Source organism: Ligilactobacillus sp. ESL1201 (assembly GCF_058503265.1).
The window spans coordinates 1,399,074-1,414,640 of sequence record NZ_CP196362.1; the positions used below are offsets into that span (position 1 = coordinate 1,399,074).

11 protein-coding genes and 2 other annotated features are annotated in these 15,567 nt (G+C 43.2%); of the genes, 2 read left to right on the forward strand and 9 right to left on the reverse strand.

What is annotated here, in order from left to right:
- Positions 1-96 precede the first annotated feature (96 nt).
- Positions 97-1,104: an aspartate--ammonia ligase gene (gene asnA / locus ACSYSK_RS06995; protein WP_491714429.1), complete on the forward strand. Its 1,008-nt coding sequence runs from the start codon at positions 97-99 to the stop codon at positions 1,102-1,104.
- A 266-nt stretch (positions 1,105-1,370) separates the two neighbouring features.
- Here the strand turns inward: asnA and ACSYSK_RS07000 are convergent, their stop codons facing one another.
- Both ACSYSK_RS07000 and ACSYSK_RS07005 read right to left on the reverse strand, forming a co-directional pair.
- The gene (locus ACSYSK_RS07000; RefSeq protein ID WP_491714430.1) at positions 1,371-1,703 is read right to left on the reverse strand and encodes a hypothetical protein; all 333 of its coding nucleotides are present in this window, start codon (positions 1,701-1,703) and stop codon (positions 1,371-1,373) included.
- 319 nt (positions 1,704-2,022) lie between these two features.
- Positions 2,023-3,396, reverse strand: a complete 1,374-nt coding sequence (locus ACSYSK_RS07005; protein ID WP_491715848.1) for an ISNCY family transposase — start codon at positions 3,394-3,396, stop codon at positions 2,023-2,025.
- A 236-nt stretch (positions 3,397-3,632) separates the two neighbouring features.
- Between ACSYSK_RS07005 and ACSYSK_RS07010 the strand changes: the two genes are divergently transcribed.
- Complete coding sequence (locus ACSYSK_RS07010) at positions 3,633-4,355, forward strand: carboxymuconolactone decarboxylase family protein (RefSeq protein ID WP_491714431.1); 723 nt, start codon at positions 3,633-3,635, stop codon at positions 4,353-4,355.
- 99 nt (positions 4,356-4,454) lie between these two features.
- On the opposite strand, the gene ACSYSK_RS07015 is transcribed toward ACSYSK_RS07010, so the two are convergent.
- The 7 genes from ACSYSK_RS07015 to ACSYSK_RS07045 all read right to left on the reverse strand — a co-directional run bounded on the left by ACSYSK_RS07015 (position 4,455) and on the right by ACSYSK_RS07045 (position 15,557).
- Positions 4,455-6,149: a 2-isopropylmalate synthase gene (locus tag ACSYSK_RS07015; RefSeq protein WP_491714432.1), complete on the reverse strand. Its 1,695-nt coding sequence runs from the start codon at positions 6,147-6,149 to the stop codon at positions 4,455-4,457.
- 43 nt (positions 6,150-6,192) lie between these two features.
- Complete coding sequence (locus tag ACSYSK_RS07020) at positions 6,193-7,389, reverse strand: metal-dependent hydrolase family protein (protein ID WP_491714433.1); 1,197 nt, start codon at positions 7,387-7,389, stop codon at positions 6,193-6,195.
- 26 nt (positions 7,390-7,415) lie between these two features.
- Complete coding sequence (locus ACSYSK_RS07025) at positions 7,416-9,023, reverse strand: peptide ABC transporter substrate-binding protein (protein WP_491714434.1); 1,608 nt, start codon at positions 9,021-9,023, stop codon at positions 7,416-7,418.
- Between the two features lie 133 nt (positions 9,024-9,156).
- Positions 9,157-9,391: a binding site (T-box leader), on the reverse strand.
- 67 nt (positions 9,392-9,458) lie between these two features.
- On the reverse strand, positions 9,459-10,652 hold the full coding sequence (locus ACSYSK_RS07030; RefSeq protein WP_491714435.1) for a metal-dependent hydrolase family protein: 1,194 nt from the start codon (positions 10,650-10,652) through the stop codon (positions 9,459-9,461).
- 27 nt (positions 10,653-10,679) lie between these two features.
- The gene (locus ACSYSK_RS07035; RefSeq protein WP_491714436.1) at positions 10,680-12,293 is read right to left on the reverse strand and encodes a peptide ABC transporter substrate-binding protein; all 1,614 of its coding nucleotides are present in this window, start codon (positions 12,291-12,293) and stop codon (positions 10,680-10,682) included.
- 150 nt (positions 12,294-12,443) lie between these two features.
- Positions 12,444-12,670: a binding site (T-box leader), on the reverse strand.
- Between the two features lie 65 nt (positions 12,671-12,735).
- A complete protein-coding gene (locus tag ACSYSK_RS07040; RefSeq protein WP_491714437.1) occupies positions 12,736-13,932 on the reverse strand; it encodes a metal-dependent hydrolase family protein in 1,197 nt (398 codons plus the stop codon).
- Positions 13,933-13,958: 26 nt separating this feature from the next.
- Positions 13,959-15,557 (reverse strand): peptide ABC transporter substrate-binding protein, encoded by a 1,599-nt coding sequence (locus ACSYSK_RS07045; protein ID WP_491714438.1) that lies wholly within the window; start codon positions 15,555-15,557, stop codon positions 13,959-13,961.
- Between the last annotated feature and the right edge of the window lie 10 nt (positions 15,558-15,567).

Below are 15,567 nucleotides of genomic sequence, written 5' to 3' on the forward strand. Positions count from 1 at the left end.
TGGTACCGCGAATCTTTCGTCCCTTGCATAGGGGCGAAAGATTTTTTTATTGGCTAAATTTAATTGCAATTATTTAATTTTTAAGGAGGAACTATTATGACTACCATCATTCCTAAAGACTACGATCCTAAATTATCCGTCCGCGACACCGAGGCCGCCATTCGTTACATTCGCGAAACGTTCCAAGACGAATTCGGCAAAGCGATGCACCTTGAACGACTATCGGCACCGATGTTTGTTGCCCCCGAAACTGGTCTTAACGACAACTTAAACGGCGTCGAGACTCCCGTTGACTTTACCGTTCACGGCTTAGGCGACCACCGCGTAGAAATAGTTCATTCTCTGGCTAAATGGAAACGTGCTGCGCTTAAAAAATACGGTTTCGGAATGCATCAAGGACTCTACACTAACATGAACGCGATCCGTAAAGACGAAGAGTTAGACAACTTTCATTCGATCTACGTCGACCAGTGGGACTGGGAAAAAGTGATCGCCAAAAAAGAACGGACGACTGAAACGTTAAAGGAAACCGTCAGCCAAATTTTCACGGTGATCAAACACATGGAAGACGAAGTTTGGTACAAATACCCAACTGCAGTCTATCACCTACCTGATCAGATCCATTTTGTTACGACCCAGGAATTAGAAGACCGCTATCCGGAAATGACGCCCCGCGAACGAGAAAACGCTATTTGCCAAGAACTCGGTGCCGTCTTTTTAATGCAGATCGGCGGTCCGCTTAAAAGCGGCAAACGCCATGACGGTCGTGCTCCCGATTACGACGACTGGTCACTTAACGGCGATATTTTATTCTGGTACGAACCGCTGCAACAAGCACTAGAAGTTTCAAGTATGGGGATCCGGGTAGACGAAGACGCCCTCAAACGTCAACTTAAAGCCGCCAAAGCACAGGACCGCGAAAAATTACCTTACCACCAAATGATCTTACATCAAGAACTGCCCTACACGATCGGTGGCGGTATCGGACAATCTCGTTTATGCATGTTACTGCTAGGAAAAGCCCATATTGGCGAAGTCCAAGCCAGTCTATGGCCCGAAGAAACGATCAAAAAATGTGAAGCTCATCAGATCCACCTACTATAATATAGTAGCAAACGAAAAAAGTTGGGACAAAAACGGTTAAGTTGAGCACTAGCCTAGTTTCAAAGTAAAACCCGCACTTTGGTTTTATTTTGAAACGTAACTAGGTATAAATACTGCTTTTTGGAGCACGATCAGTCTACCATTTATAGCTATTTAAAAAGGAACTGGGATAAAAATTTTGTCCCAGTTCCTTTTTGAGTGTTGCATAATTGTTCTGTCGCTGCCACTTAGTCCACGACTGCTAATCGGCTTGACTCACAGCTTTTTTACAAAAAAGCGTCAGTAATTGCCTCGTTGATCTGCTCGCAAAATGTGCGGTAAGCTTCAATTTTTTCTAGCGAATGCTTCATATCAGAAACCGACAAAAAGTGGCGTTCGCTATCCAACAATACCTCTACTCCCAAATGGCGATTATCTAGTACGTGAAAGTTCAAGCGCGGTACGTTGACGCCGTGTTTTTCATCCGTCAACCGGGATTTTTTTTCGTCATAATGTAATACCGGAATATCCTGATTATCCGGACCCTTTTCAAAAGAAACGGTGATCCCTACTAAACTATAATTCTCATAATTAATATCATTAATATGTAAACTTTTCATTTTAATCGCTCCTTTAATCATTATTACTTCATTATACCACTATAAACACAGCGTAAAGAGCTTTTTTTCGCCGCAAGCCATGTCAATCGTTTTTGAAAATGTCTCAAAAAAATATAAACATTAGCGAGTAATTAGCGCTCAAGCCGCTGGGCTATCTCCCTCTGAAAAAAGGGGATGCTCAGCTTTTTTGTCAGTCGAAATGGTTGCCTAACACACCGCCTCACAGAAGGTCAAGGGTAAAATAAACGGCTACGCCGCCCTTGACCTCTGTAAGGCGATGTGTTGCTTTAATCTGAGTCGACCGACGAAAAAAGCTGTGCTAAGCGTAGCGCTCCTGTTCAAATTCTGCTTGTGTGATCCCGCGTTTAGCTAAATAGCGGTTAAAACTGGCTGCTTTCCAGGGATGCGAAAGCGGTGGAATGTAATTTCTTTTCGCTTTTTGTTTTTGAGGTACGGCGTCGAATTCCTGGGATCGTAACTCATGTGCCGCTAAGCGACGCACACGATATAAACCTTCAGCGATCGAAGCGTACAATTCACCGTCAAAGGCTTTGATAACCAACACCTCTGTCCCACGTTGAAAATAAACTCCTTTTCCAGTCGATGTGACCGGTAAATAAGCCTGTTTATGGAATGAAAAGTGATTACCTGTATTGATCTTACGAGTAGTTAAAGTGCCCAAAATTAGATTTAATTTAGTTGTTACGGGTGCTTTTTCCATCACTGATGTGGTATCATTTATCGGTAGGGCAAACTGCGCATTGTATCTTTCGATGTAGGAATCTAGGAATACATTGGCCGCAGCTAGCGTAGCTACTTGATGAATACGTAATTCAGTGATTAGGCGAGATTGTAGCGTTTCAAAGAGACGCTCAACTCGCCCTTTTGCTTGTGGAATAGAACTGGTCGAAATCTTAGTTCCAAGTTGTTGACAAGCATAACCAAATTGCGTAAAAGTATCATTTTCAACCTGTTTTTGGTGTTTGCGTTGATATTCAAATACCGTTCGCCGATCACTGAAAAATTCATATGGAATGCCATAATTGGTTAGGATCTGATGGTAAACGTGGTAGTAACCCTTGAGGGTTTCTTGATGATCGAAGTAAGCACCAACGATAGTTCCAGTTGCGTCATCAATTGCCACGTGTAAATGACTTTTTTGCTTGCCAAACCATAAGTGGTCACTAGCGTCAATTTGGATTAATTCACCAAAATATTTTTTACGTGGGCGACTAGGGTGAGTTTCTCCTGGAATTAAAATTTTATCTGATTTAGCGACTGTTTTAGTTTTCATAGCTTGTTTTCGGAGCTTTTCTCGGTGCAGTCGTTTGGTTCGCCGATGAGCCTTAGGCGATAAAATATTCGCTTGTTTTAAGATATTAGCGATTGTTGACCGACTGAATTTAAGGTCTTCATGTTCGGCTAATAATTCCGTAAAATGAGTGAAATTAGCGCCGACGTATTTTGTTTGATACAGTTCAACGATAGTTGAACGTGTTGTTTGGGAAAGTGCGTGCTTGGGCTTTTTCAAACGATTTTGGTGAATAAAAGCTGATTTACCAATTGTTCTGTAACGGACAAGTAACCGATCAATCTGACGTCTGGTTACCCCTAGTTGAACCTCAGCTCTAGTTTTAGGCATTTTACCTTCAGCTACGTTTTTGATAATTCGATATTTGTGTGCTTCTTTCATCGTTAAGTAAACCTTTCTCATAAGATCCTCCGCTGTATAATTTGCCTAATTATTTTGGCAGAAGCGGAGGAATTTTTCTAGTTATTTGAGACATTTTCTCGTGTGATTACTTAAGACATTATCAGATGTGAATGACAAAAGAGCTTTTTTTCGCCGCAAGCCATTGACTTAGAGTGTACTTTAAGTTATATACTGCAATTGTTACTAACTTTATCTTAATAATAGGAGGAATTTTAATGGCTAAAAAACAAACCGCTGGGCACCAATTACTAGGCGACTTTGCCCCCCAATTCGCCCAGCTAAACGACGACGTCTTATTCGGTGAAGTTTGGAGTAAGGAAAATGAACTTTCCGCTCACGATCGTTCTTTGATCACGATTTCTGCCCTAATCGCTACGGGCAATACCGAACAACTAGCAGACCACCTCAAAATCGGTAAGCAAAATGGGATCACCCGAAAAGAGATCGTTGCTTTGATCACCCACTTAGGATTTTACGCTGGCTGGCCCAAGGCTTGGTCCGCTTTCAACCGCGCTAAACAAATTTGGACCACCGACGAAAATAGTACCCAACAACCAGGAGTTTTCGCAACCGGTCCTAAAAACGATGCTTTTGCGCAATATTTCAGCGGTCAAAGCTATAACAACGCGTTAGTTGATGCCGGCGGTGATGTGAGCGTCCCCGTCAATAACGTGACCTTTGAACCCGGCTGCCGCAATAACTGGCACATTCATCACAACGGTAGTCAAATTTTACTAGTGACTGGCGGACAGGGCTGGTACCAAGAAGAGGGTAAAAAAGCCCAGTTACTAAATCCAGGCGACGTAGTCGTTACTCATGACGGCATTAAACACTGGCACGGCGCTACAAAAGATAGCTGGTTCAGTCACATAGCGATCACCACCGGACAAGCAGAATGGCTCGAACCCGTGAGTGACGAACAGTATAATAACCTATAAGCATAAAAAATAGACCTGAGATGAAATCAAATTTCGTCTCGGGTCCATTTTTATTTTTGATCATAAATAGCCAAATCACGTGTAACAAACGGCTTTTCCTTAACTACCCTGCAACTTATTTTCCACGTCCGGCAGTTTGTTGACCGCACTGAGTAGCGCTTTAAGCGAGGCCGTGATAATATCGACGTCCATTCCGGCTCCCCAGACTCTCTGTCCTTTTTGACCAGTGATCCCAATATAAGCCATCGCCCTAGAAGTCGATCCCGTTTCCATCGCTTGCTCACTGTAAACGAGGTCTGAATAATGGATCCCCAGTACCTCTTGCACGGCGTTGCTGACCGCATCCAACCGCCCGTTTCCCCGGGCAGCCAACTTCTTAGCGGTACCAGCGACGTTTAACCGTACCGTACCATCGCACGTGTCGGCGGCAGTTTGTGGCAGAGCAAAATCTAACAGTTGCAACGGTTTTTCTAGGTTCACGTAGTTGTCTTGGAAAATTTGGTAGATCTCTGTGGGCATCAATTCCTTATGTTCGTGATCAGAAACGTCCTTGACACAGTAACCAAAATTTTCCCGCATTTTCTTGGGAAGGTCCAACCCGTAATTTTGCTCTAAGATATAGGACACGCCCCCCTTGCCGGACTGACTGTTGATGCGGATCACATCGCCATCATACTCGCGTCCGACGTCTTTAGGATCAACGTGTAAATACGGCACCGTCCAGTACTGCGGGTGGTTGGTTTTTCGCCATTTCATTCCCTTAACGATCGCATCTTGGTGGGAACCTGAAAATGCGGCAAAGACCAGCTTACCAGAATAAGGTTGACGGTCATAGACGTGCATGCGCGTATCCTTTTCGTAAAGACTAATGATCTCTGGTAAATTCGTAAAATTCAGTTGCGGGTCAACGCCCAGTGACATCATGTTGAGCGCCAGCGTGACGATGTCGACGTTGCCGGTCCGCTCCCCATTACCAAAAAGTGTGCCTTCAACCCGATCGGCTCCCGCCAAAAGTCCCATTTCAGAATCGGCCACCCCCGTACCCCGGTCGTTATGTGTATGTAGCGACAACACAACGTTTTTTCGGTATTTCAGATTTTGTGACAGATAGGCAACTTGGGTGCCATAAACATGAGGCAAAGACATTTCGACCGTTGCGGGTAAATTGATAATCGCTTTATGCTGAGCGGTCGGTTGCCAAACATCTAACACCGCGTTGCAGACCTCGCAGGCATAGTCGATTTCCGTTCCCGTAAAGCTCTCCGGTGAATATTCAAAACGGTAATTCTGTCCGGCGGCTGCCGTTAATTCTTTTAACATAGTTGCACCGTCGACGGCCATCTGTTTAATCTGCGCTTTCGATTTTTTAAACACTTGTTCGCGCTGCGCCACAGACGTCGAATTATAAACGTGCACGATGGCATTTTTAACACCATCAAGGGCTTCAAAAGTGCGCTTGATAATATGCTCGCGCGCCTGAGTCAGCACTTGAACCGTCACGTCGTCTGGGATCAAGTCTTCTTCTATCAGTGTCCGTAAAAATGCGTATTCGGTTTCCGAAGCGGCAGGAAAACCCACTTCAATTTCCTTAAAACCGATCTTAACTAACATCTTGTAATATTCAATTTTTTCTTCCAAACTCATCGGAATTACTAAAGCTTGATTACCATCGCGTAAATCAACGCTACACCATAGAGGTGCTTTATGCGGGTATTCTTTAGCCAGCCAGCTCATATCGACTTGCGGTGGCATAAAATAATTTTTGCGGTACTTATTAAAATTCATCTGAGTCATTTGACATCCCCCTTAATCCAATTCGGTCAGCTATCAATTTTTCCTAACCGACTCGTTTACCGTGCAAGTAAACGACCTTATCTGGTTGTTGCACTGCCTTAACATCTGCCAGTGGATCGGCCGTTAACACTTGAAAATCTGCGTACTTACCAACCTCTAGCGTGCCGTACTCTTCACTTGCCTGACACAATTTAGCAGCATTAATACACGAAGTTTCATAAGCTTCAAATGGGGTCATGCCAATTTTAGTCACCAATAATTCAAACTCCACGGGAGTCATATCAAAGCCATTAAATGGTGTCCCAGCATCCGTGCCACAAGTAAATTTTACTCCGGCTTTAAAGGCCGCACTCAAATTACGGTAAGAATCTGCAACAGCATCAACGTCTTTTTTGAGCATCCATTCCGGTAATATTCCCTTTCCTTTTTGTGCAATAATCGTCTCCGCAATTAAAGTAGGAGTCACGTATGTGCCTTGCTTGATCATCTGCTGCGCTTCTTGTTCGTTGATATAAAAACCATGCTCAATCGAATCAACACCAGCATCCAACGCATTTTGAATTCCCGGGTTGCCTTCGGCATGAGCTTCCACTATTCGCCGTTTATGGTGAGCCTCAGCCACCCCGGCTTTCATTTCTGCTACCGATAATTGAGGATCTGCCATAAAATCTCCCGGCGACATCACTCCGCCAGTTGCCATCATTTTGATACTTTCAGCACCGTTCTTGAGACTTTTGCGCACTCCCTTAGTCATTTCGGCGGGCGAATCAACCAAATAGCTGGTATTAGGCGCACCATCACCATGTCCCCCAGTCATTGAAAAAGGCATTCCCGACGTCATAATATGTGGCGTTTGTGGTAATCTTCCCTTAATTTGTAATTTTTTAAGTTTAATGTCAATATCAAAATTAGTCCCGCAGCTGCGCACAAAAGTTACCCCTGATTTTAACAAGGTACGCAAATTGTGGTAAGACAAAATAGCTGTTTCGGCTTCCGACAATTCAGGATCCGTCTCAAAAGTAGTTGGATCATCACTGATATGCACGTGAACGTTAAAAAATCCCGGCATTACATACTGTTGTTGTAAATCTACATTCTGATCTGCATCCGGTTGTTCACTAGAACTTCCCATTTGTATGATCTTATGGGTGTGATCATCCACCAAAAACCACGCGTTAGTTATGGTTTTCTCGTGCTTACCATCAAATAAATTACAGTTAAAAAATAAAGTCTGTGTCATCTTAATTCCTCCTCATTATTACTTTTCTATTTCCAATAGGCATATTGGTAACGCGCATTACTCAGTAACGAATAATTTAACCCCCCGACGTTTTTATTAATCAGCTTTCCCTGTGCCGGTTGGTACAAAGGAACAATCCCCTTGACATCCATCAAATGTTTGTCAGCGGCAACCAAAGTATGATAGCGTTCCTGACCATCTTGACTCTTAGCTTCAGTTAGCAAATGATCGTAATCCGGGTCACTCCAATGAGTAAAATTGATTGAATTATCAGTTTGACCTAAACTTAAAAAGTCTGAAGAGTCCAGCCAATCAGTAGACCAGCCGATCATGTTGATCTGAAATTTTTGACTAAAATCACGGTCAACATGTTGCGCGTGGGGAATCGCAGTAATTGTCATCTTGAGTCCTTTAAAATTCTTTTCGGCTACAGATTGAATGTAATTTGCCACGTGTTCATCTTCGTCAGTATCATCGGTCAACAAGTTAATAGTGACTTTTCTTTTACTCTGTTCGGCCAAATATTTATTCCAGTATTCCCGCGCTTTTTTCACATCCGTCGGCAATAAATTGCCAACATCCGCGGCCATATCTTTCTTATTTTGTGGATTTTGTTGGTCGCCGCGCGGCACCATACTCAGCGCGGGTTTAGAGCCGTCTTGTAATACATTTTTAGTAATCTTATGCCGATCTATCACGTAAGAAATTGCTTGCCGCAAATTTTCAGAATTAGTAATTTTATCCTGACTATTAAAGGTCAGTAACGTCATTCGTCCCAACATACGGGTCCGCAAATTAGGATCATTTTTATTAGCCTTGACGTATTGCCCCGTAATAGTCGCCTCTTGTAACTTGTTAGTCTTATACAAATTAACTGCGGTGTTTTCTTCTTTAACTACCTTAACTTTGACATGTTTGATTGCTACGTGCTTTTTATTCCAATAATAAGGATTCTGCCGGTAATCCCACGAAGTCTTGGTGCTGTCCCAGTTTTTTAACACGTAAGGTCCATTAGCCATTGTCTTAGCCGCACTGGTACCGTATTTTTTACCATATTTTTCCACAAATTTCTGGTCTAACGGATAATAAGCAGTAGCAGCTAAATCATTAAACCACGGCGTCTTTTCCGTAAAGTTAATTTGTAGTGTACGCTTATTTAACGCTTTGACTCCCAGTTGGTCGGTCGGTAACTTGCCTTTTTGAATTTCTTTAAAATTAACCATGTTATCATATGCGGCAGTATTTTGAGCTTTAGTTTTAGGATCAGCAATCCGCCTAAACGAATACACAAAATCCTGAGCAGTCACTGGATCTCCGTTAGCCCAACGTGCATTTTTTCTTAAAGTCAACGTATAAGTTTTACCGTCATTAGTTGGTTGCACGATTTTTTCGGCTACGCCAGCAACAACATGTTGTTGCCGGTCAAAAGTATACAAACCTTCCATGATTTGGTTGATCACATCACTACTATTAGTATCAGTATTTTTATTAGGATCAGCCGTAATCGGCTCACTAGGTAACATTACCGTCAAGGGCTTTTGACTAGCATCGACACTAATAGTAGCAATTCCTAATACCGCACTAACCCCCAACAACAGTAAAACATTATTAGCTATTATCCTTGTTAATTTCATTGCCTGACTTCCTTTACGGTAAATTAAAATCGTTTTAATTCATTTCCTGACTTCAACTAAGCAAAAAATATTAACCTGAAACTGCGCATTTTTTACCAAATAAAAAACGCCCCTTCAAGAAGTTTTTACTCCTTGAAAGGGCGTCGTTAGCGCGGTACCACCTTTTATTAAACTTACAAACTGGATCGATCTGAGCTCGAGATCAAATTCAATTCGCTGCAGTGATAACGGCTGCTTCCGGTAAAACTTAATTAAATTTCAGTCAACAACTCAGAAGTGAGTTTCACGCGTATTTCCTCACTCTTTTCCACCAACCAGAGCTCGCTTGCAGGAAATCCAACGCTAATGATCTTCCTCAACGTTTTTTAATTTATTGTTTAGTTGAATTTAATCATAATAACATTTAAGGCTTTTGTCAAGTACCATTAGTAATTTTTACTCTACTTTTTGTCCGTGCAAGTAAACAACCTTGTCTTTTTGTTGGACGGCTTTGACATCAGCCAGCGGATCGGCCGTTAGTACCTGCAAATCAGCATACTTACCAACCTCTAGCGTGCCGTACTCTGCGTCTGCCTGACACAGTTTAGCCGCATTAATACAAGAAGTCGTATAAGCTTCAAAAGGGGTCATTCCCAGTTGAACAGTCATCAACTCCAATTCTTTTGGAGTTTGATCGAAGCCATTAAACGGTGTGCCCGCGTCGGTACCGCAAGTCATTTTGACCCCTGTTTCAAATGCAGCTTTTAAATTACGTTTTAAATCCTCGGCGGCGTTGATATCTTTTTGATACATCCAATCCGGCAGTGATTCTTTGCCATACTTAGCAATACAATACGGTGGCAACAATGTTGGTGTTAAATAAATTTTTTGGGCAATCATTTGCCGTGCTTCAGCCACAGTAACGTAGCAACCATGTTCAATCGAATCCACTCCTGCGTCAATTGCGTTTTGAATTCCCGGATTACCTTCGGCGTGAGCTGCTACAATGCGCCGCTTATGGTGAGCTTCTATCACCCCCGCCTTCATTTCGGCTACTGAGAGCTGGGGATCTTCCATATAATCCCACGGTGACATTACCCCGCCGGTCGCCATCATCTTGATACTTTCGGCCCCGGCCTTTAAACTCTTGCGTACCCCCTTAGTCATTTCAGCTGGTGTATCGACTAAATAGCCAGTATTGGGCCCGCCATCGCCGTGTCCACCAGTCATCGAAAACGGTTGTCCAGACGTCATTAAATGGGGAGTCTGCGGTAATTTACCCTTGACCTGTGATCTTTTCAATTTAATGTCAATATCAAAATTAGTACCACAGCTGCGCACAAAGGTTACACCCGAGCGCAACAAAATCTGTAAATTTTGGTAAGCACGAACAGCGGTTTGCGCTTCCGTCATTTCCGGGTCGGTTTTAAATTCTGTGGGATCATCACTAATATGCACGTGAACGTTAAATAACCCTGGCATCACATAATTTTGGTGCAAATCGATATTGTTAGCGGCTTCTGGGTGACTACCAGTTCCCACCTGCACAATTTTATGCGTCTCGTCAGCTACCAGTAACCACGCATCATTTTTAATTTCATTGTCCCTGCCATTAAATAAATTACAGTGATAAAATAGTGTTTCCGTCATTTGATCGTCTCCTCGTTGAATTTATCTTTATTTCCAATACGCAAATTGATACCTGGCTCCACTAAGTAATGAGTAATTTAATCCCCCCACATGTTTATTAACTAACTTGCCTTCTACCGGCTGATAAAGTGGGATCGTTCCTTTAACTGCCATCAACTGTTTATCGGCGGCTACCAAAGTATCATAGCGTTCTTGCCCACCTTGATTTTTAGCCCGAGCCATTAAGTCATCGAATTCTTGGTTGTGCCAGTGTGACAGGTTGATCGCATTATGGCTTTCACCAAAGTTAAAGAAGTCGGTCGGATCTAACCAACTAGTGGACCACCCTAATAAGTTCAGTTGATATTTATTAGCGAAATTGCGGTCAACGTGTTGCGCGTGGGGAATCGCAGTGATGGTCATTTTCAAGCCCTTAAAATTCTTTTCAGCCACAGATTGAATATAATCGGCTACATGTTGGTCTTGATCGGTATCATCGGTCAAGATGTTAATAGTAACTTTTCTTTTACCTTGTTCGGCTAGATATTTGTTCCAGTAATTTTTAGCTTTTTTAACGTCGGTCGGTAATAAATTGCCCACGTCCGTTGCCATGTCTTGTTTTTTTTGCGGATTTTGCATATCACCACGCGGTACCATGCTCAAAGCGGGTTTAGAACCATCTTGTAATACATCTTTAGCCAATTTACGCCGGTCAATCACGGCGGAAAGAGCTTGCCTAAAATTCTCAGAATTAACGGTTTCATCTTGACTATTGACATATAAGAAATTCATTCTTCCCAGTAAACGAGTTTTCAAATTCGGATCACTGCGATTAGCCCTGACATATTGTCCGGTAATGGTTGCTTCTTGAATTTTATTAGTTTTATACAAATTAACTGCGGTATTTTGTTCTTTAATTACCTTAGTCTTAACTTTTTTAATAGCTACACTTTTAGCGTTCCAATAATGCGGGTTTTTCTGGTAATCCCACGAAGTCTTAGTACTATCCCAATTTTTTAAAACATACGGGCCGTTAGATAAGGTCTTAGTTGCACTAGTACCGTAATTTTTACCGTACTTAGCAACAAATTTTTGATTTAACGGGTAGTAAGCTTTAGCTGCTAAATCGTTAAACCATGGTGTTTTTTCCGTAAAATCAATCTGTAATGTGCGCTTATCCAATGCCTTGATCCCCAACTGATCACTTGGCAGTTTGCCGCTATTGACTTCCTTAAAATTAACAACGTTATCATAAGCACCGGTATTTTGTGCCTTAGTTTTAGGGTCGGCTATTCGTCTGAAAGCATAGACAAAATCTTGCGCAGTTACCGGCTGACCGTTAGCCCACTTAGCGTTTTGCCGCAATTTTAGCGTATAAGTCTTGCCCTCATTAGTCGGCTGCACAATTTTTTCAGCTACTCCAGGAACAATCTGGTGTTTACGGTTCAAAGTATATAAACCTTCCATCGTCTGCGTGATCACGGCATCGCTATTAGTATCCGCAGATTTATTAGGGTCAGCCGTGATCGGCTCACTGGGCAACATCACCGTTAATACCTTATTTTGTTTTACATTTGCCGCATGGGCCGTGACGAGCCCACTGCCAACGGTGATTCCCGTCAGTAATAATATAGTATTTAGTAAAAGCTTATGCTGTTTCATTTCACGACTTCCTTATAGTTAGATTAAAGTAAATGCAATCTTGGCCAGTGATGCATCTCTTTTACTAAACAAAAATTATTTTTGACTAAAAAACCTGCGCAGTTTTTACTCGTAACAAAAAAAACGCCCTTTCAAGAAGTTTGCACTTCTTGAAAGGGCGTCGTTTGGCGCGGTACCACCTTTGTTAAACTCAATACGAACGGCCCCTTTAAAATCAGGCGATTCGCTGCAGTGATAACGGCTGCTTCCGGCAAAACTTAATTAATTTCAGTCAACAACTCAGAAGGGAATTTCACGCGCATCTCCTCACCCTTTTCCACCAACCAGGGCTCGCTTGCAGGCTATCCAACGTTACTGATCTTCCTCAACGTTTTTTAATTTATTATTTAGTTGAATATAATAATAATCACATTTTAATGGTTTGTCAAGCTTTTTTTACCAGTTATTCAACCTTTTGTCCGTGCAAGTAAACAACCTTGTCTTTTTGCTGGACGGCTTTAACATCTGCCAGCGGATCGGCCGTTAGTACCTGAAAATCGGCGTACTTGCCTACTTCGAGCGTGCCGTACTCTTCGTTTGCCTGACACAGTTTAGCCGAATTAACGGACGAGCACTGATAGGCTTCAAACGGCGTCATTCCCAACGTATTAACCAGTAGCTCGAATTCTTCAGGCGTTTTATCGAAACCGTTAAATGGCGTCCCGGCGTCGGTCCCGCAGGTAAATTTAACACCTGCTTGATAAGCGGCCTTCAAGTTTTTCTTAGTGTCTGCCACAGCGTCGACGTCTTTTTGCAACATCCAGTCCGGTAAAACACCCTTGCCGTACTTAGCGATGTTAAATTCGGCGATCAGCGTTGGTGTCAGGTATGTTCCCTGTTTGATCATCTGCTGGGCTTCACTTTCATTCACGTAAAATCCATGTTCGATCGAATCCACACCCGCATCCAGCGCATTTTGGATCCCCGGGTTCCCTTCGGCGTGGGCGGCAACTGTGTGGCGCTTATGATGCGCCTCCGTCACCGCGGCTTTCATTTCTGCCACCGAAAACTGGGGATCATCCATAAAATCTCCGGGAGACATTACCCCGCCGGTCGCCATCACCTTGATATTCTGTGCTCCTGCTCGTAAGCTGGTCCGCACTCCTTTAGTCATTTCGTCCGGCGAATCAACCATATTACCTTCGTCAGGACCACTGTCACCGTGACCGCCCGTCATCGAAAATGGTTTACCCGATGGCATCATGTGCGGGGTATTAGGTAACCTACCGGCGGCACGCAATTTATTGAGCTTCAAATCGATGTCAAACCCCGTGCCACAGCTCCGAACAAAGGTCACTCCCGACCGCAAAAGCGTCTGCATGTTTTGGTAGGCAAAGACTGCGGCTTCCGCTTCGGAACGCCCCGGCGCGGTCGCAAACGTGGTCGGATCCAAATCGACGTGCACGTGAACGTTAAAGAAACCGGGCATTACGTATTGTTGGTGCAAGTCAACTTGTTTTTCGCTATTTGGTCGTTGCTCACCCGTGCCGACCCGCGTTAATTTGTGCGTATCGTCATCCACTAAAAACCACGCATCTTTTTGCGTTTGTTCCGTCTTGCCGTCAAATAAATTACAGTTAAAAAATACAGTTTGAGTCATGATAATTCCTCCTAAATTATGATTATTTATTTCCAATAAGCAAACTGATAGCGCGCATCACTCAGTAACGAGTAATGCAAGCCTCCTACCTTTGAGCTGACCAACTTGCCTTGAGCCGGTTGATAAAGTGGCACGATCCCTTTGACCGCCATCAACCGTTTATTAGCCGCTACCAAGGTGTCATATCTTTGCTGCCCGTCTTGGCCTTTGACCTGAGTCAACAAATCGTTGAAGTTTTGGTCACTCCAACCAGAAAAGTTAACCTTGTTGCCTGCAGCAGCTAAATTCAAGAAATCAGTTGCGTCTAACCAGCTAGTGGACCAGCCCGTCAAGTTGACTTGGTATTTGTTAGCAAAATCGCGACTGACATGTTGGGCGTGGGGGATTGCCGTCAGCGTTAGTTTCAACCCCGGAAAATTCTTCTCGGTCACGGACTGAATGTAATCACCAACGTGTTGGTCTTCGTCCGTGTCATCCACCAATAAATTAAGCGTGACTTTCTTTTTGCCCTGCTCGGCTAAGTATTTTTTCCAGTAGCTTTTAGCCTTTTTAACGTCGGTCGGTAATAAATTGCCCACGTCTTTAGCCATATCGCGCTGATTACTTGGATTTTTTTGGTCACCTAACGGTACGACACTTAAAGCTGGTTTTGAGCCATCTTGTAACACGTTTTTGGTGATCTTACTGCGATCGATCACGTACGAAAATGCTTGGCGTAAGTTTTCCGAAGCAGTTGCTTGGTCGTGACTGTTAAAGTATAAGTAATTGATCCGGCCTAACAAACGAGCTTGTAAATTTTTGTCGCTACGATTAGCTTTAACGTATTGCCCCGTGATCGTCGCTTCTTGTAACTTGTTAGTTTTATATAAATTGACCGCAGTATTTTGTTCCTTGACCACTTTGACCTTGATATTTTTAATGGCAACGTGCTTAGCATCCCAATAATACGGATTTTTGCGGTAAGACCAAGAAGTTTTAGTACTGTTCCAATCCTGCAAAACATAAGGCCCGTTACACAAAGTCTTAGCTGCGCTTGTGCCGTAACTTTGCCCGTACTTGTTAACAAATTTTTGTTGTAGCGGGTAATAAGCCGTCGCGGCTAAATCGGCAAACCACGGTGTTTTTTCCGTCATATTGATCTGCAGCGTTCGTTTGTCTAGCGCCTTAACTCCTAACTGGTCGGTCGGCATTTTACCTTCCTGGACCGCGTTAAAATTCACGACCGTTTTAAAGGCTGCCGTATTTTGCGCTTTAGTTTTAGGATCAGCTATTCTTCTAAACGAGTAAACGAAATCCTGCGCCGTTACCGGATCTCCGTTAGCCCAACGTGCATTTTTCCTCAATTTCAACGTATAAGTCTTACCATCATTAGTCGGTCGTACCACTTTTTGAGCTACCCCAGCAACGATCTGGTGTTTCTTGTTAACGGTGTACAGGCCTTCCATCGTCTGGTTGATCATACTGCCGCTGTTGGTATCGGTATTTTTATTGGGATCCGTAGTGATCGGCTCGCTCGGTAACATCACCGTTAAAGTTTTCGCTTTAGCCTCCACCGGTACCTGCGTTACTAAAAACACACCCAGCAATAACCCCACACTGCCCAGTAACACTTTAGTAAATTTCATTTTGTAGACC